This window comes from Nocardioides sp. TF02-7 (assembly GCF_022437945.1).
Classification (GTDB): Bacteria; Actinomycetota; Actinomycetes; order Propionibacteriales; family Nocardioidaceae; genus Nocardioides.
On sequence record NZ_CP092535.1, the window covers coordinates 3,876,638 to 3,892,198 of the forward strand.

At 69.5% G+C, this 15,561-nt stretch carries 15 protein-coding genes and 2 pseudogenes; 5 read left to right on the forward strand and 12 right to left on the reverse strand.

Annotated features, from left to right (window positions below; genetic code table 11):
* Nucleotides 1-32: 32 nt before the first annotated feature.
* Nucleotides 33-2,056 (forward strand): annotated as a pseudogene (locus tag MF408_RS20025) (APC family permease).
* The gene (locus MF408_RS20030; protein WP_345893777.1) at nucleotides 2,053-3,198 is read left to right on the forward strand and encodes a TRAM domain-containing protein; all 1,146 of its coding nucleotides are present in this window, start codon (nucleotides 2,053-2,055) and stop codon (nucleotides 3,196-3,198) included. Before MF408_RS20025 ends, MF408_RS20030 begins: the two are co-directional and overlap by 4 nt.
* 259 nt (nucleotides 3,199-3,457) lie before the next feature.
* Here MF408_RS20030 and MF408_RS20035 read toward each other — a convergent pair whose 3' ends face one another.
* The 12 genes and pseudogenes from MF408_RS20035 to MF408_RS25960 form a co-directional block, all read right to left on the reverse strand.
* A complete protein-coding gene (locus tag MF408_RS20035) occupies nucleotides 3,458-4,432 on the reverse strand; it encodes a tyrosine-type recombinase/integrase (protein WP_240249123.1) in 975 nt (324 codons plus the stop codon).
* A 252-nt stretch (nucleotides 4,433-4,684) separates the two neighbouring features.
* Nucleotides 4,685-5,032: a helix-turn-helix domain-containing protein gene (locus MF408_RS20040; RefSeq protein WP_240249124.1), complete on the reverse strand. Its 348-nt coding sequence runs from the start codon at nucleotides 5,030-5,032 to the stop codon at nucleotides 4,685-4,687.
* 100 nt (nucleotides 5,033-5,132) lie between these two features.
* Complete coding sequence (locus MF408_RS20045) at nucleotides 5,133-6,170, reverse strand: hypothetical protein (RefSeq protein ID WP_240249125.1); 1,038 nt, start codon at nucleotides 6,168-6,170, stop codon at nucleotides 5,133-5,135.
* Nucleotides 6,171-6,410: 240 nt separating this feature from the next.
* A complete protein-coding gene (locus MF408_RS20050) occupies nucleotides 6,411-6,617 on the reverse strand; it encodes a hypothetical protein (protein ID WP_240249126.1) in 207 nt (68 codons plus the stop codon).
* Between the two features lie 211 nt (nucleotides 6,618-6,828).
* Complete coding sequence (locus MF408_RS20055; protein ID WP_240249127.1) at nucleotides 6,829-7,365, reverse strand: hypothetical protein; 537 nt, start codon at nucleotides 7,363-7,365, stop codon at nucleotides 6,829-6,831.
* A gap of 11 nt (nucleotides 7,366-7,376) precedes the next feature.
* Nucleotides 7,377-7,790 carry a single-stranded DNA-binding protein gene (locus MF408_RS20060; RefSeq protein ID WP_240249128.1) on the reverse strand — a complete coding sequence of 138 codons (414 nt, stop codon included), beginning with the start codon at nucleotides 7,788-7,790 and terminating at the stop codon, nucleotides 7,377-7,379.
* 148 nt (nucleotides 7,791-7,938) lie between these two features.
* The gene (locus MF408_RS20065) at nucleotides 7,939-8,565 is read right to left on the reverse strand and encodes a cation transporter (RefSeq protein WP_240249129.1); all 627 of its coding nucleotides are present in this window, start codon (nucleotides 8,563-8,565) and stop codon (nucleotides 7,939-7,941) included.
* On the reverse strand, nucleotides 8,562-9,116 hold the full coding sequence (gene lspA, locus MF408_RS27215) for a signal peptidase II (protein ID WP_240252079.1): 555 nt from the start codon (nucleotides 9,114-9,116) through the stop codon (nucleotides 8,562-8,564). The genes MF408_RS20065 and lspA overlap by 4 nt, the downstream gene beginning before the upstream one ends.
* Before the next feature lie 66 nt (nucleotides 9,117-9,182).
* A pseudogene (locus MF408_RS20075) lies at nucleotides 9,183-11,084 on the reverse strand (cation-translocating P-type ATPase); the annotation flags it as partial.
* Nucleotides 11,081-11,467, reverse strand: a complete 387-nt coding sequence (locus tag MF408_RS20080) for a metalloregulator ArsR/SmtB family transcription factor (protein WP_240249130.1) — start codon at nucleotides 11,465-11,467, stop codon at nucleotides 11,081-11,083. The gene MF408_RS20080 and the pseudogene MF408_RS20075, both read right to left, overlap by 4 nt.
* Before the next feature lie 465 nt (nucleotides 11,468-11,932).
* On the reverse strand, nucleotides 11,933-12,532 hold the full coding sequence (locus MF408_RS20085; RefSeq protein WP_240252194.1) for a hypothetical protein: 600 nt from the start codon (nucleotides 12,530-12,532) through the stop codon (nucleotides 11,933-11,935).
* Between the two features lie 405 nt (nucleotides 12,533-12,937).
* Nucleotides 12,938-13,345, reverse strand: coding sequence for a hypothetical protein (locus tag MF408_RS25960; protein WP_275693245.1), 408 nt, complete (start codon nucleotides 13,343-13,345; stop codon nucleotides 12,938-12,940).
* A gap of 17 nt (nucleotides 13,346-13,362) precedes the next feature.
* On the opposite strand from MF408_RS25960, the gene MF408_RS25965 reads away from it, so the two are divergent.
* The 3 genes from MF408_RS25965 to MF408_RS20095 are packed head-to-tail and all read left to right on the forward strand — an operon-like array spanning nucleotide 13,363 to nucleotide 15,388.
* Nucleotides 13,363-13,806, forward strand: coding sequence for an MMPL family transporter (locus tag MF408_RS25965; RefSeq protein WP_275693246.1), 444 nt, complete (start codon nucleotides 13,363-13,365; stop codon nucleotides 13,804-13,806).
* Nucleotides 13,807-13,836: 30 nt separating this feature from the next.
* Nucleotides 13,837-14,433, forward strand: a complete 597-nt coding sequence (locus tag MF408_RS25970) for an MFS transporter (protein WP_275693247.1) — start codon at nucleotides 13,837-13,839, stop codon at nucleotides 14,431-14,433.
* The gene (locus MF408_RS20095; RefSeq protein WP_345893778.1) at nucleotides 14,393-15,388 is read left to right on the forward strand and encodes an MFS transporter; all 996 of its coding nucleotides are present in this window, start codon (nucleotides 14,393-14,395) and stop codon (nucleotides 15,386-15,388) included. Before MF408_RS25970 ends, MF408_RS20095 begins: the two co-directional genes overlap by 41 nt.
* The last annotated feature ends 173 nt before the right edge of the window (nucleotides 15,389-15,561 follow it).

Below are 15,561 nucleotides of genomic sequence, written 5' to 3' on the forward strand. Positions count from 1 at the left end.
TATAGCACCCGGCATGGCCTAACGTTCCTCCCGTGGGTGTCGGCGACGTCTCGAAGCGGATCCTGCTCGGACGCAAGCTCCGGAGCGCTCAGCTCGGCGAGACCCTGCTCCCCAAGCGGATCGCGTTCCCGGTGTTCGCCAGCGACGCCCTGTCGTCCGTGGCCTACGCCCCGGACGAGATCTTCATCATCCTGGCCCTGGCCGGCGTCGCGTTCTACTCGCTGTCGCTGTGGGTCGGCGTCGCCGTCGCCGTCGTGCTGCTCATCGTGGTGGCGTCCTACCGCCAGAACGTGCACGCCTACCCCTCGGGCGGCGGCGACTACGAGATCGCCACGGCCAACCTCGGCCCCCGCGCCGGGGTCACCGTCGCCAGCGCGCTGATCGTCGACTACGTGCTCGTCGTGGCGGTGTCGCTGTCGTCGGCCGCGCAGTACGCCGCCGCCGCGATCGACTTCGTCGAGGACCACCGGGTGCTCGTGGCGGTGGTCCTGGTCGTGGCGCTCGCCCTCGTCAACCTGCGCGGCGTCCGGGAGTCGGGCACCTCGTTCGCCGTGCCGGCGTACCTGTTCATGGTGGCTCTGGGCGGCATGTGCCTGTGGGGCGCGGTGCGGTTCGTCAACGGCACCCTCCCCGACGCGCCGAGCGCCGGGCTCGAGATCCTCCCGGCGCCGGGCTACGAGGACGACATCACGACGATCGCCCTCGTGTTCCTGGTGGCACGCGCCTTCTCCTCCGGGTGCGCGGCGCTGACGGGGGTCGAGGCGATCTCCAACGGCGTCCCCGGCGTTCCGCCGGCCCAAGAGCCGCAACGCCGCGACGACGCTGCTGCTGCTGGGCCTGATCGCGGTCACGCTGATGCTGAGCGTCGTGTCGCTCGCCAACGCGATGGACGTCAAGTACGTCGACCCGCACCACCTGGAGCGTCTCGTCGACGGCAACGGCGACCCGGTGGCGAGCGACTACCACCAGGACACGCTGATCGCCCAGATCGCCCACGGGGTCTTCGACAACTTCTCGCCGGGGTTCTACCTCGTGGTGGTGGCCACCGGCATCATCCTCGTGCTGGCGTCCAACACGGCGTTCAACGGCTTCCCCGTGCTCGGCTCGATCCTCGCCAAGGACGGCTTCCTGCCGCGCCAGCTCGCTGCCCGCGGCGACCGGCTGGCCTACAGCAACGGCATCCTCATCCTCACCGGCATGGCGGTCGCGCTGATCGTGGCGTTCGACGCCGAGGTGACCCGGCTGATCCAGCTCTACATCGTCGGCGTCTTCGTGTCGTTCACGCTCAGCCAGCTCGGGATGGTCAAGCACTGGACGCGGCTCCTCGGCGCCGAGCGCGACCCGGCGGAGCGGCTGCGGATGCAGCGGGCCCGGGTGGTCAACGGCACCGGGTTCGCGATCACCGCGGCGGTGCTCGTGGTCGTGATGGTCACGAAGTTCATCGCCGGTGCCTGGATCACGATCCTGGCGATGGGGTCGTTCATCGCGATCATGGTCGCCATCAAGCGCCACTACGACAGCGTGGCGCTCGAGCTCGCGGCCGACGAGGAGGACAAGGCGCTCCCGACCCGGGTGCACGCGATCGTCCTCGTCTCCAAGCTGCACAAGCCGACGCTGCGTGCCCTCGCGTTCGCGAAGGCGACGCGCCCCAACACCCTCGAGGGGTCTACGTCTCGGTCGACCAGGCCGACACGGCGCGGCTGTTGGAGGAGTGGGACGACCGCAACACCGGCGTGCCGCTGAAGGTGCTCCACTCGCCCTACCGCGAGATCGTCAAGCCGGTCGTCGAGTACGCGACGGCGATCCGCCGCGCGAACCCGCGGGGGTGGTCGCGGTCTACATCCCGGAGTACGTCGTCGGTCGCTGGTGGGAGCAGCTGCTCCACAACCAGACGGCGCTGCGGCTCAAGGGCCGGCTGCTGTTCACGCCGGGCGTGATGGTGACGTCGGTGCCCTACCAGCTGCGGTCGTCGCAGGTCGCCCGCGAGCGCGAGGAGCGCGACGAGGCGCGGGGCGTCCGGGGCCGCCAGGTCGTCCGCGGGCCGGGACGCCGGTGACCGGCCGGTCCCGACGCCCCGGCCCCCGTCGGCCGCGCGCCCGCCGGCCCCGCGGACGGTCGGTCGTCGGCGAGCGGTTCGAGGTCGAGGTCGGACCGGTGGCGCACGGCGGCCACTGCGTCGCCCGCGTGCCCGCCGGCGACGGCGGCACCCGGGTGGTCTTCGTCCGGCACGCGATCCCGGGGGAGCGGGTCGTCGTCGAGCTCACCGAGGGCACCGAGGGCGACCGGTTCTGGCGCGGCGACGCGGTCGAGGTGCTGGCCGCCTCACCCGACCGGGTGCCGCCGCCCTGCCCGTTCTCCGGCCCGGACCGCTGCGGCGGCTGCGACTTCCAGCACGTGGCCCTGCCCCGGCAGCGGGAGCTGAAGGCCGAGGTGGTGCGCGAGCAGCTGCGCCGGCTGGCCGGTCTCGACGTCGACGTGGAGGTCGAGGCGGTGCCCGGCGACGTCGACGGCCTGCGCTGGCGCACCCGCCAGCGCTTCGTCCCGCTGCCCGGCGGCGGGTTCGGCATGCGCAAGCACCGGTCGCACGACGTGGTGCCGGTCGACGACTGCCTGATCGCGGCGCCGGGCGGGCCGTCGTACGAGGTCGGCGGCCACACGTTCCGCGTCGCCGCCGGCGGGTTCTGGCAGGTGCACCCCGGGGCGCCGCAGGCGCTGGTGACGGCCGTGCTCGAGGCGCTCGCACCCCGGCCGGGCGAGTCGGCCCTCGACCTCTACGCGGGCGTCGGCCTGTTCAGCCGGTTCCTCCTCGACGCGGTCGGGCCCGCCGGCCGGGTCGTCGCCGTCGAGGGCGCACCCGGCGCGTCCGCGCTGTCGCTCGAGAACTGCCCCGGCATCACCGCCACCGCGGGTGACGTCGGGGCCGTGCTGGAAGCGGACCACGACGAGCCGTTCGACGTCGCCGTCCTCGACCCACCACGCGCCGGCGCCCGGCGGCCCGTCGTCGAGCAGGTCGTCGCCCGCGGGCCGCGGGCCGTGGCGTACGTCGCCTGCGATCCCGCAGCGCTGGCCCGGGACCTGGCGGTCTTCGCCGAGCACGGCTACCGACTCGCGAGCCTGCGCGCGTTCGACCTGTTCCCGATGACGCATCACGTCGAATGCGTGGCGCTGCTGGAGAAAGCCGGCTCTGACCTGCGGTGACGTAATCCCCGATGCGCGGGCTCACGCTCACGCGTCCGCCTTAGGGCGCACTTTGGGCGCACTTTGGGCGCACTTTCGTCCAGAGCACCCTCTTCGGGCTCTCGCAAGCGGGACATTGGGCGTAGCGGGACTAGCGAGGATCTGCAGAGTCGCCGCAGACGGCCGCGGAGCGCACGGATGGGCTTCCCGGCCGACCGCGAGCCTGGTCGGTCGTCAGCGCAGCGTTCTCAGGCCGGCAGGGCCGTGCCGGGGATGGGCCCTATCTGTCGATTTCATTCCCATCGCGCGCTCCAGCGCCTGGAGCGAGGCGCTCGGTGGCGGCCCGGTAGTCCGGCACTACGAGTTTGCGGTTGATGTAGTGCCGCTCGGTGATCGTCGTTGACGTGTGTCCGAGCTGATTCTTGGCCGCCTCTGCGTCGTAGACCTCGTCGATCTCAGTTGCCACCGTCCGGCGAAAGGAGTGAGGCGTGACGCCCTGAAGAACCTCGAGGTCGGCATAGTCCTCGAGCAGGCGGATATGGCGCAATCGGCCCTGGATGTTGGTGGGGTAGTGCCAGGTGCCGTTGCGCGTGACGAAGACGGCGTCGAGGTCATTGGGCGTCTGGGCAAGCCTCCTACGGCGCAGCAGCGCCGCCGCCCAGTCGGGGAGCGCGATGGGGCGGATGGCGGCGTCGGTCTTGCCGTAGTCGACCCGCTTGCCTTTGGAGGTGATCTGCCCGTTGACCATCAGCCACGGAAACCAGTCGTCGTCGCCCCGGCGTGAGGGCGGAGGGCTCAGTTCGATGTCGGACCAGCGCAGGGCGAGTAGTTCACCGATGCGCATTCCGGTGGCGACCAGCATCTCGACGATGTCGGGTAGGTCGACGCTCTTGGGGCCGTTTCGCTTCTCCGCGTTCGCCCACTCACGGATGGCTGCACGTACGGCATCCAGATCCGTCACGGGGACTGGCTTCTTCTTCCGTCGCGGCACCGGAACCGAGGGCACCGCGGTGGCCGGGTTGCCATTGATGGCTTCGTGGAAGATCGCCAGGTCGAAGGCCCGAACGAGGACGCTGCGGATCCGCTTGCGCATGTCGGCCGACACGCCGGAGCTGTCCAACGCGGCCTGGATAATGACCGGGCGGACGTGGCGCAACTGATAAGCGCCGAGTGGGTGATCCGTCTTGTCCTTGTCCAGGACCCAGCGGGCGTGAGATCGGTAGTACCCGAGCGTCTCCTTGCTGGGGGCCGCCATCGGCCTGCTCCATCTTCTCGAACCAGAGGTCGAGAAGGCGCTGCACGTTGTCGTCCGGGGCGAGGGCACCGTCGCCGAATGTGCCGGTGTGTTCGACAAAGAATGCTTTCAGGTTGTTCTTCGCCTTTGTCTTGGTCTCGCCACTCTTGCGGTATTCCCGCACCACGCCGTCGATGTCGCAGTAGCGGGCGCGGGCCAACCAGGTTCCGTTCGGCCGCTGGGTGCAGTTGATCTCGCCGTAGGTGCCGACAATCAGTCTCTGCCTGGCCACGTCTCTCTTCCTCTGGCTGCTCGAGTACGGGTCCGGACGACCTTGCGCGCCGGCGCACTGGGCTTCTCCTCAATCGCCTGGGCGGCCTCCACCTGCTCCTCAGTGAAGGACTCCTCATGTGCTTCCAGCCACCGGTCGAGCTCGGAAAGGCGGTACTTGAGCCGGCCGCCGGCCTTGACGGCGCGGGGGCCGTAGCCGGGGCGGCGCACGCGCCACGTCAACAGCGTCGCCTTCGGCACGCCCAGATACCCGCAGGCGTCGTCAGTGTTCAGAAACGGGTCGTGGACCATCGAGACGACGGCGTCCGAACTGTTCATGTCGGCGGACATCTGCTCTCCTTTGCTCGGGCTCACTCATGAGGTGGACGAGCTTCGCCAGCGCACGACCGATGGCCTCAGAGATAGGGGGACATCGGGACGCGCTCTCTTGTCATGCGGTCGGTGGATGAGGGGCGGCATGAAGATCGACGCGGCTCGCGCCCGGCGACGCCACGGCCGGCTCTGGCCGGGGCCGCAGGTACTCACGGGCCGTTCTGATGACCTCGAGGTCGGCGGCGCGGGTGACCGGCACGAAGCGCTCTCGAACCGGATGGACCAGCCGTCCGTCGCCGCTCACCAGCCGAGGGACGGACACCCGCTGGACGAATGCCCCGCGATCGACACCGGCTTCGAGGACATCGCTGATGCGTTCGTCGATGCCGCGGAAGAGCGTCTGGAAGCCTCCGAGCATCCGCGGCTCGATCACGGTGCCGGATGGCAACGCCTTCATCCGGCTGACCGCGTTCGCGGCCTCTGCTGTGGCGCCGGCGCCGTTGCCGAGTCTTCCCCCGACGTTGCGGAGCTCGCGTTGGATCCGCGTGTACGTCGCCGTGCGGGCTCGCCATTGCTCGGCCAGCTCGGGATCGACCCGCTCTGCGTATGGGATGAGCTGGGAGGTGAGCAGGCGCTGAGAGTCGACGATCAGGCGCAGGTTCATGGCGTTCGGGAGCGAGTTCAGTCGGACCAGGAGGTTGTGCTCGGCCTGGAGCACTCCGAGGACCCCCGGCTTGGCGGGGCCACGGATCGGCTTGGTCCGCGGTCGCCATCCGGTCTGGTCGACGCTGTAGTCGGGCTGTCCGAGGTTGACGTCGAGCGCCGTAGCAAGCGCGGCCCACCCGAGCCGGTCGCATCCAGCGAGCGGCTCCCACTCGGGCGTGTTCCGGTAGCGACGATCGAGCACAACCAGTGCCTGACTGATCGCCGCGACGTCGCCTGCGACAGTTCGGGCTTGGGCTGCCGTCAGATGCACTGCAAGGTCGGGCGCGGTGTCGTGCTCGGCGAGTGCCGCGGCCCTTGCCGCCAAGCGCCAGTGTTCGACAACCTCGTTCGGGCTCGGCGTCCCGATATCCGTACTAGATGCGGCCGGCCTCGTTGCCTGGTCGCGAGCGAGCTCCAGGGCCCCTAGCCAGCTCGCCCACTGCTGCGCCATGCTCGCTCGTGGCGCGGAAGGGGTCTGCCGGTTTATGCGGGATGTTCGGGAACGTGAGCGGCTGTGCCACACGGATGGCTTGCGCGCACCAGGTGAGGAGCGTGCGCCGGTAGCGCAGGATCTGTTGCCCGACCTCAGCCCGCTCGGTCGGCGAGTTCGCGGCGAGGCGGTGCATCACTCGGTGCTGACGCAGAAGCCCCGCCAACTCCGTCCGCATCTGAGCACCGTTCTCGCCGTACATCAGCCGATGTCCAGATCTTGCGCGTCGACGAGCATCGCGAGGATCAGCTCGACCGAAAGCGGGTCGACTCCGTAGTTCTCGAGCCCCTCTACGGCGCTGCTGGCGACGGCGAGCAGGGAGGTCGCGGTCGTCTGTGAGATCGTCGGTGTCGAGTGCCGGGCAGTCGTCGCCGTGTACGCGGTCCAGTTCCAGCAGCACCCGCTCATACGCGGACGACGACTCGACGGTCAGTGCCCGGTCGGCCAGTGCAGCGACGTACGACCTGGCTTGCGCGAGGGTCTGTGCGTGTGGGAGGAGCATGGTTCCCTCCTTCAGGGGTCGGGGATCGACCGTGCGACGACGATCGCCACCAGGCGTCTGGCGGCGCGAATGCTGTGGACGAACGTGGGCGCGACTTGGCTATGGAACGAATCCGGCTCACCCGATGAGTTGCTGGTTCGCGATCGCCTCGATCCGGCGACGGCGCAGAACGTCCTCGCGAACGAAGTCGGCGAAGTCCTTGTCGCGGTCGCGGATCTCGATCTCACCGCCGGCGTCAGCAGGTAGCTCGCCGGGCCAGGTGGTCCGCCTGGTCGGGCGGTCGCGGTCGAGCCGTGTGCCGCAGATCGAGACCCAGTCCCGCAGCCGGCCGCGAGCTTCGGCGAACTCCCGCATCCAACTGATGGGTGCCGACGGCGACGCCGACTCGTGGTAACAGCTGAGCCAGTGGCAGTGCAGTGCCGACAGCTCCCAGACGAGCTCGTCGTGGCGGTGCCAGTACGGCGGCACGATGTTCGGCGGGAGGCCGAACGTGCCCTTGAGCCACTTGACCCATTGGTCCAGGTCGTGCCACTCGATCTCGGCCTGCTCCGCGTCCAGGAGGTTCCAGTTGATCGGAACCGGCGGTCGCTCCAGGATGTCGGTCACGCTGCGGCAGCCGTCCGCGTCGTCGGGATCGTCCGGGTACGGACTCATGGCGAGTCCGATCAGAGGCCAACGGCGGGCGGCTGGGGCACAGGGGTCAGGGACCGGTCAGCAGCGTGCCGGCCGCGCTGGACGACGTAGTCGGTCTTGTTGACGTTGTGGCCGATCTTGCGGGCGACGAACTCCTCCTTGATGACATTGCCCTCGCGGCCGTCGATCTCGTACTCGTGGACGTAGCCGCTCGCGACGAACGAGTCGCCCTTGCGGAAGCGGGCGTAAGTCTCGCGGGCGGTGCTCTCGAAGGCGACCATGTCGTGGAAGGTCGGGTCGAGCTTCGTGAAGCTGCCGTCGACCCCCTTGCGCCACTGCTCGATGCCGACGCGCATGCGGCAGCACTCGGCGCCGGCCTTGGTGAAGTGCAGTTCGGGTGCTGAGGCGATGAAGCCGACGAGGCTCATTTGGGTCGGAATCGACATCGGGACTCCTTCGTGGTTGCCGCGTCGCTGCTGGATAGGGACCTTCAGGAATCCAGGTGCACCCAGGTCGCCAGCCGACCGAGATTGGCATGCAATCCCGTCATCTGCCCGGGCGTCAGTAGCGGGTGCATAAAGGGCTTCGCCCGGGTCAGTGGGTCGAACTGTCCCTGGCCGTCGGGGGAGTCTTCTCCAAGGCCTCCTGCCAGGCTTCGGTGCCTTCGCGCACGGCAACGGCTGCGATGGCAAGTGCAGCGACGGGGTCGGCCCACCACCAGCCGACGGTGCTGTTCAGCGCGAGGCCGGCGAGCACGGTGATGGAGAGGTAGTTGGAGAGCCAAGTCTCCTTGGATTGCGCGACCAGGACCGGGTTAGCGAGTGCTCGTCCGGTGCGACCTTGGGCGAGCGCTACCGGGACCATCACGGCCAGTGCGACCACGTTGAGGATGATGCCGATCAGCGACTCTCCCGCCTTGTCGGTCGTGATCAGGTCCCGTACGGCCTCGAAGGAGACATAGGCGGCCAGCACGAAGAACGTGGCCGCAATGGCCTTGAGGGCGGGGCGCTGGCGTGCAGCCGCGCCGCCGCGGAGCTGCCAGATGACCACCGATGCGGCGAAGACCTCGATGCCCGAGTCGATGCCGAAGCCGAGCAAGGCGATGGAGCCGGCTGCCAGGCCAGCGGTGATCGCGACGGCACCCTCGATGAGGTCCCAGACGACGATCAGCCAGGCCAGTCGCAAGCCGCGTCGGGTCAGCGCGGCGGTGTCGGCGCTCATGGGTTCTCCGTGGTCATCGGGGACAGTGGCTGGTCCTTCAGTGGCGCGTCAGCATCGTCGGTGCGACCTTCTGGGCGCGCGTGCAGCAGTGCGATCCCGATGCACCCGATGACGAGGAAGGTGTCGGCGAGGTTGAACGTGGGCCACCAGCCGGTGTGCAGGTAGTCGGTGACCACTCCGTCGCCCGCGCGGTCTACCACATTGGCAACCGCGCCGCCGATGACGGCGCCCCCGGCTACCCGCTCGAGCCGCCCGGCGCGCGGAGCGCGAAACCAGGCGTAGACAGCGAACGCGACGGAGATGGCGGCGGTGAGACCCACGATGACACCAGCGGGCAACCTGTCGCCCATGCTGAAGGCCACGCCGGGGTTGTAGGCCAACTGCAGCTTGATCAGTCCGAGGTCGACCGGCGAGTCGGTCAACCGCGCCTCGGAGACTGCCTTCGCGCTCAGGTCGATGGCAGCGACTGCGGCAGCGGCAAGGAACACCACCGCCCGAGCGGCCCGAGCGGTCCGCGCGCGGCGAGCCGCAGCGGTCGGCCGGGAGCTCACCTGGCCCCGACTTCCGTCGGCACCGCGGGAGCCGCGGGCGCATCCGCCGGGGCCGGGGGGAAGTGGGCGGGCCCGGCCGGCACGGACGCCGTTGCCGATCACGAAGATCTCCGCGATCTCGTGGACCAGGACGACCGCGGCGAGCCCGAGCACACCGAAGGCAGCGAGCGGGATCAGGATGGCGATCAGGCCGAGAGAGAGGCCGACGTTCTGCAGCATGATCGACCGTGCGCGGCGGGCGTGGGTCAGACTGTGCGGCAGGTGGCGCAGGTCCTCGCCCATCAGCGCGACGTCGGCGGTCTCGATGGCTACATCGCTGCCCATCGCGCCCATCGCGATCCCGACGTCGGCGGTGGCCAGGGCCGGGGCGTCGTTGACCCCGTCCCCGACCATCGCGGTCGGCCGGCTCTCCCGCAGGCGCGCGATGATGGCGGACTTGTCCTCAGGCCGGAGTTCGGCGTGCACGTCGCTGATCCCGGCCTGCGCGGCCAGGGCGCTTGCCGTCCGTTCGTTGTCGCCGGTGAGCATGGCGACGTCGTAGCCTCCGGCCTGGAGGCGGGCGACCACCTCGGCGGCTTCGGCACGGAGATCGTCGCGGACGGCGACGGCACCGATCACGGTTCCGTCGTACTCCACCAGCACTGCCGTCGCGCCGGCCTCCTGCATGGCCTTGACCGGGTCGGCGAGCTCGCCGGCGGCGATCCAGCCTGGCCGCCCCAACCGGGCGGGCCGGCCGGCGACCGTTCCGGTCAGGCCGGCCCCGGTAACGGCCTCGACGTCGTCGGCGTCGCGGTGCTCGGGCACCGCGGCGAGGATCGCGCGGGCCAGCGGATGCTCGCTGCGCGACTCCAGCGCGGCCGCGATGTCGAGGACCAGCTCGCGGGTCTGGCCCTGAGCGGTGGCGACGTCGACCACGGCCGGCTGGTTGCGGGTCAGGGTGCCGGTCTTGTCCAGGGCGACCGTCCGGATCCGGCCGAGGGCCTCGAGAGCGGCGCCGCCCTTGACCAGCGCGCCGATACGGCTCGCGGCGCCGATGGCGGCGACCACGGTGACCGGCACGGAGATCGCCAGCGCACACGGCGATGCGGCGACCAGAACCACCAGGGCGCGCTCGATCCACGTGGACGGATCGCCCAGCAGGCTCCCGATGATCGCGATCACGGCGGCCAGAACCATGATCCCGGGCACCAGCGGCTTGGCGATCCGGTCGGCGAGGCGCTGTGCGTCGCCCTTACGAGATTGCTCGGCCTCCACGATGTTGACGATCCGAGCCAGGGAGTTGTCCTCGGCGGTTGTGGTGACCTCGACCTCGAGGACGCCGGTGCCGTTGATGGAACCGGCGTACACGGTGTCGCCGACGCCGGCCTCGACGGGCACGGACTCGCCGGTGAGGGCGGAGACGTCCAGGGATGTGCGACCGTTGCGGATGACGCCGTCGGTGGCGACGCGCTCACCTGGGCGGACCAGGAGCAGGTCGCCGATCGCGAGGTCGCCCGGGGCGACGGCGACCTGGGCGCCGGCGCGAAGAATGGTGGCCTCGGCCGGGACCAGGGACAGCAGAGCGCGCAGCCCCCGGCGGGTGCGGGCGACGGCGTACTCCTCCAGGCCCTCGCTGATGGAGTACAGGAAGGCCAGCATCGCGGCTTCGGCGACCTCGCCGAGGAAGACCGCGCCGATCGCGGCGATCGTCATCAGAGTGCCGACGCCGATCTTGCCCTTGGCCAGTCGCCTCAACGTGTTCGGAACGAATGTCCAGGCGCCGAGCGCCAGGGCAATGGCATTCAGGCCCGTGACTGTCGAGTCGGAGCCCCCGGATCGGTCGGCGATGAATCCGGCGAGGAGGAAGACTCCTGCGAGGGCGGCGAACCTTAGCTCGCTGACCTGCCAGAGTCGTTCAGGCTCGTGTTCCTCAAGCTCGCCGTCGTCGTCGCGGGGCTCGTCGTGGCCGCAGCCGCAGGCGTCCGTCACGGTGCTACTTCCTCAGTCGTCGTAGGGGTGGTGTCGGTGAGCGTTTCGGCGCCGAAGTTGGGGCAGAGCACGACTGCGTCACCGGTCAGTGCCAGGACCTGCTCGGCCGCCGCGAGCAGCTCCATCAGTTCCGGGTGGGCGATGGAGTAGAACATCTGTCGCCCCTCAGGACGACCCACGATCAGGCCGCAGTCACGCAGGCAGGCCAGGTGCCCGGACACCGTGCCTTGGGCCAGCCCGAGAGCTTCGGTCAGGTCCACGACCCGGCGCTCGCCCGCGGACAGCTGGCGGACGATCGCCAGCCGGTTGCGATCGGCGAGGCCGTGGAACAGAGATGCTCCGCGCCGCAGAGCCGGGTCGTCATTGGCCGTTGTCATCGACATACGCCGATGATAGCGTCCGAACTATTGATCGTCCAACGCCGCTGTTAGCGGGTAGCGCATAAGGGGTTCGCCATGACAGAGACAGCGGTTCGTAGCCGGGGGAGCGGGACGCGAGAGCCGGACGCGGAGCCTGGGTGGTTCGTCGGTCTCTTGCTCCGTCGCCGCGGCTGGGTACTGCTGACGGCGTTGCTGCTCATGGTCCTGGCTGGACTGGCCGGACGGGATGCAGGCGACAAGCTCGTCTCTGGCGCCTACCTGGATCCCTCGGCAGAGTCGCAACAGGCAGCCGAGCTGCTGACCCGCCAGTTTCCCGGCGCCCCCCCAAACCTGGTCCTCATCGTCGAGACGACCACCGGCACCATCGACTCTCCGGAAGCCGCGCAAGCGGGACGCGAACTCACCGAGCAACTCAGCCAGACGCCCGGAGTCGCCGGCGTGCAGTCCTACTGGACCACACCGGACCAGTCACTGCGCGCAGCCGACCACCGAGCAGCCCTGATTGCCTTGCAACTGACAGGTGGCGAGCACGCGGCGCAGGAGACGGCGGGAAGGATCATCGACGACCTCGAGGGGGCGTCGAGCGGCCTGCACGTGAGCCCGACCGGTCCGGCGGCGGTGGGCCTGGCGGTGGACGAACAGGCGGAGAGCGACCTGGTTTCTGCGGAGATGGTGACCTTGCCGATCACCCTTCTCGTATTGCTGCTGGTCTTCGGATCGGCGATCGCGGCAGGCCTGCCCCTCCTCGTTGGCGCTGGAGCGGTCGTCGGGACGCTGGCAGTGCTCGGCCTGATCGCCGACGCCACGACCATGTCGAGCTACGCCCTCAACCTGACGACCGCTCTGGGATTCGGACTGGCGGTGGACTACAGCCTGTTCCTGGTCACCCGGTTCCGTGAGGAACGCCGCAGGGGGGCGCTCGGTCGAGTCCGCGGTGGTGATCGCCATGCGGACCGCCGGACGCACCGTCGTGTTCTCCGCGGTCACGGTGGCACTCTCCCTGTCGGCGCTCCTGTTGTTCCCGATGCCCTTCCTGCGGTCGCTGGGGTTCGCCGGGATCGCGGTCACCGCGCTCGCCGCGGTGACTGCGGTGGTCGTCGTCCCCGCGCTTCTCGCCCTGGTCGGGCACCGGCTCGACCGGGCCGACCTGTTCGCCCCGATCCGCCGGCGGATCATCCGACGCCGGGCCAGCGTAGGAGAAGAGCGGCAGACCTGGCACCGGATCGCCGCCCTCGTCATGCGCCGCCCCGTCCTGATCCTCGTCTCGGTCAGCGCCGTGCTCGTCTTGCTGCTCCTGCCGTTCGCTGGCGTGCGGTTCGGACTGCTGGACCACCGCACCCTGCCCGCAGAGCACCCCGTCGCCGAAGCCGCCGAACAACTGGCCCGCGACTTCCCGGCGGCGGCCGAGGACCAGATCGCGGTGGTACTCCCATCGGAAGCCGCCGCCGGCTCCGGGCTTGACGAGCTGGAGGACTACGCCGCACAACTCTCAACCCTGCCCGGGGTGAGGAGTGTCGAGACCGCCACCGGCCAGTACGCGGAAGGCCGACCGACCACCAGCACCGGCAAGGACGACGCAAGCCTGAGTGCCCGCTTTACCGCCCCCTCCGGAACATGGCTAGCCGTCACACCCTCTGCCGCGGACCCCACCGACGCACGCGATGTCGTGTCCGAGATCCGCGACCAGCCGGCGCCCGGATACGTGCTGGTCGGCGGCTCCGCAGCCACCCTCGTCGATGCCACCGACACGATCGCGGACCGGTTGCCGTGGGCGCTGGCCGTGATAGCGCTGTCGACCTTCGTCCTGCTGTTTCTGTTCACCGGGTCGCTGCTCATCCCGCTGAAAGCGATCGTGACCAACCTGCTCAGCCTGAGCGCCACGTTCGGCGCCCTAGTGTATGTGTTCCAGGAAGGACACCTGCGCTGGCTGGTCGGTGACTTCACCCCCAACCGGCACCCTGGAAACCACCTTGCCGGTGCTGGTCTTCTGCATCGCATTCGGGTTGTCGATGGACTACGAGGTCTTCCTGCTGTCGCGCATCACCGAGGCTCATCGCAACGGCGCCAGCACCACCGACGCGGTAGCCCAAGGCCTGCAACGCACCGGTGGACTGATCACCGCCGCCGCCGCGATCCTCGTCACCGTCTTCGTGGCCCTGGCCGCCTCGAACCTGACCGCTCTGAAGGTCATTGGCGTCGGTCTGACATTGGCGGTCGTCCTCGACGCCACCATCATCCGCGGCCTGCTCGTTCCCGCGATCATGCGGCTCGCCGGCGAGGCGAACTGGTGGGCCCCCGCGCCGCTGCGTCGCCTGCACAACCGGCTCGGCCTCACCGACTGATCCACCGCCCGACCCGGAAGGAGGAGCATAGTGACGACGAGCTACGACGACCCGCGGAGATGGTGGGCGCTCGCGGCCCTGGGCTTGGCTGTCCTGACGCTCGGCTTCGACATCACGATCATGAACGTCGCGCTCCCGACCATCGCGACCAAGCTGGATGTCGGCACCGACGGCTTGCAGTGGATGGTCAATGCCTACGTCCTGGTGATCGCCGGACTCATGCTCACCTGCGGGGCCCTCGGGGACCGGTATGGCCGCAGGCGTCTGCTTCTGATCGGGCTGGGGCTCTTCGGGATCTCCTCCGCGATCGCAGCGTGGGCAGATTCAGCCGCCCTGGTGATCGCTGCTCGCGGAGTGATGGGTGTGGGCGCCGCCATTTTGATGCCAGTCGCCTTCGCTGTCCTCGCCGCCCTCTTCGGACCCTCCGAGCGCGGCAAGGCCGTCTCCATCCTGGTGATGGGTCTCGGCGTGGGCATCCCACTGGGGCCGATCATCGGCGGCTACCTGCTCGAGCACTTCTGGTGGGGCTCCATTTTTCCTCATCAACCTCCCCGTTGCGCTCGTCGGTGCCGTCGCCATCGCGGTCTTGCTCCCGGAATCGCGCGACCCATCACCCCGTCGCCCTGACATCGGCGGCGCGGTCCTGTCCACCGTCGGGCTGACCTCACTCGTGTATGGGGTCATCGAGGCCCCCACGCGCGGCTGGTCCGATCCGGTGACCGTGGGCCCCATCAGCGCCGGGCTGGTACTGCTGGCGGGCTTCACCGCGTGGGAGTTGCGCGTACGCGAACCGATGATCGACCTGCGCCTGTTCGCCCAACCTCAGTTCCTGTGGGCCAGCGTCGCGGGCGTGCTCGTGACGTTCGGCATGCTCGGCCTGCTATTCGCGGTACCGCAGTACCTGCAGTTCGTCGCCGGTCACGACCCCCTCGCTACGGGGGTCCGCTTGCTACCGCTGATCGGCGGACTGGTTGTCGGTGCACCGACGGGGGAGCGGCTCGCGGCGCGTGTCGGCTACCGGGTGCCGGTCTCTGCTGGCCTGGCAGTGCTTGCTGCGGGTGCCGGAGTGGGTGCAACAACGGACGTGGCGTCCGGATACGGGTTCGTCGCAGCATGGCTCGCCATAGCGGGCCTCGGCATCGGGATGGCGCTCGCCCCTGCCATGGATGCCGTGCTCGATGCGCTGCCGACCGAGCAGGCCGGATCGGGCACCGCGATCACCATGACTCTGCGCCAGACCGGCGGCGCCCTCGGCGTCGCACTGCTCGGCAGCCTGCTGGCTGAGGGCTACGCCGGCCGGGTGGACACCGCGGGACTGCCGGCCGAGGCGGCAGCCGCCGCACGTGAGTTCATCGCCGGCGCGCTCACCGCCGCCGCGCGGATCGGTGAGCCATCCCTCGCCGTAAGCGCGAACGCCGCCTACCTGCACGGCATGTCGCTAGTTCTGATCGCGACAGCCGTCACCGCAGGGGTCAGCGCGCTACTCACGGGCTTGCTCCTTCCAGGGAAACCCTCACCTGACATCGAGGACGGTCGGCAGTCGCCGCAGGCGACCAGCGTCCCCGACGACAATGCGCGCTGACCAGTGCTGCTCAAGAAGGTGAAGACCCTCGTGGCCGCCACACCACAACCGCCACGACTCGCTCCTGCGGACCCGGTGGCGCACCTGCGTTGGCAAGTGACTACGTGGGTCGCCGTCGCTCAGAGGCGTGAACAATGGGAGATCAATGGGAACAGTGTGCGCTGCACCGAGCC

Bases quoted from the DNA above. Each gene is read 5' to 3' on its own strand.
- MF408_RS20035 (WP_240249123.1), bottom strand. From the start codon at position 4,432: ATGGCGGCCCCCAGCAAGGAGACGCTCGGGTACTACCGATCTCACGCC.
- MF408_RS20040 (WP_240249124.1), bottom strand. From the start codon at position 5,032: ATGTCCGCCGACATGAACAGTTCGGACGCCGTCGTCTCGATGGTCCAC.
- MF408_RS20045 (WP_240249125.1), bottom strand. From the start codon at position 6,170: ATGGCGCAGCAGTGGGCGAGCTGGCTAGGGGCCCTGGAGCTCGCTCGC.
- MF408_RS20050 (WP_240249126.1), bottom strand. From the start codon at position 6,617: ATGAGCGGGTGCTGCTGGAACTGGACCGCGTACACGGCGACGACTGCC.
- MF408_RS20055 (WP_240249127.1), bottom strand. From the start codon at position 7,365: ATGAGTCCGTACCCGGACGATCCCGACGACGCGGACGGCTGCCGCAGC.
- MF408_RS20060 (WP_240249128.1), bottom strand. From the start codon at position 7,790: ATGTCGATTCCGACCCAAATGAGCCTCGTCGGCTTCATCGCCTCAGCA.
- MF408_RS20065 (WP_240249129.1), bottom strand. From the start codon at position 8,565: ATGAGCGCCGACACCGCCGCGCTGACCCGACGCGGCTTGCGACTGGCC.
- MF408_RS20080 (WP_240249130.1), bottom strand. From the start codon at position 11,467: ATGTCGATGACAACGGCCAATGACGACCCGGCTCTGCGGCGCGGAGCA.
- MF408_RS25965 (WP_275693246.1), top strand. From the start codon at position 13,363: ATGTGTTCCAGGAAGGACACCTGCGCTGGCTGGTCGGTGACTTCACCC.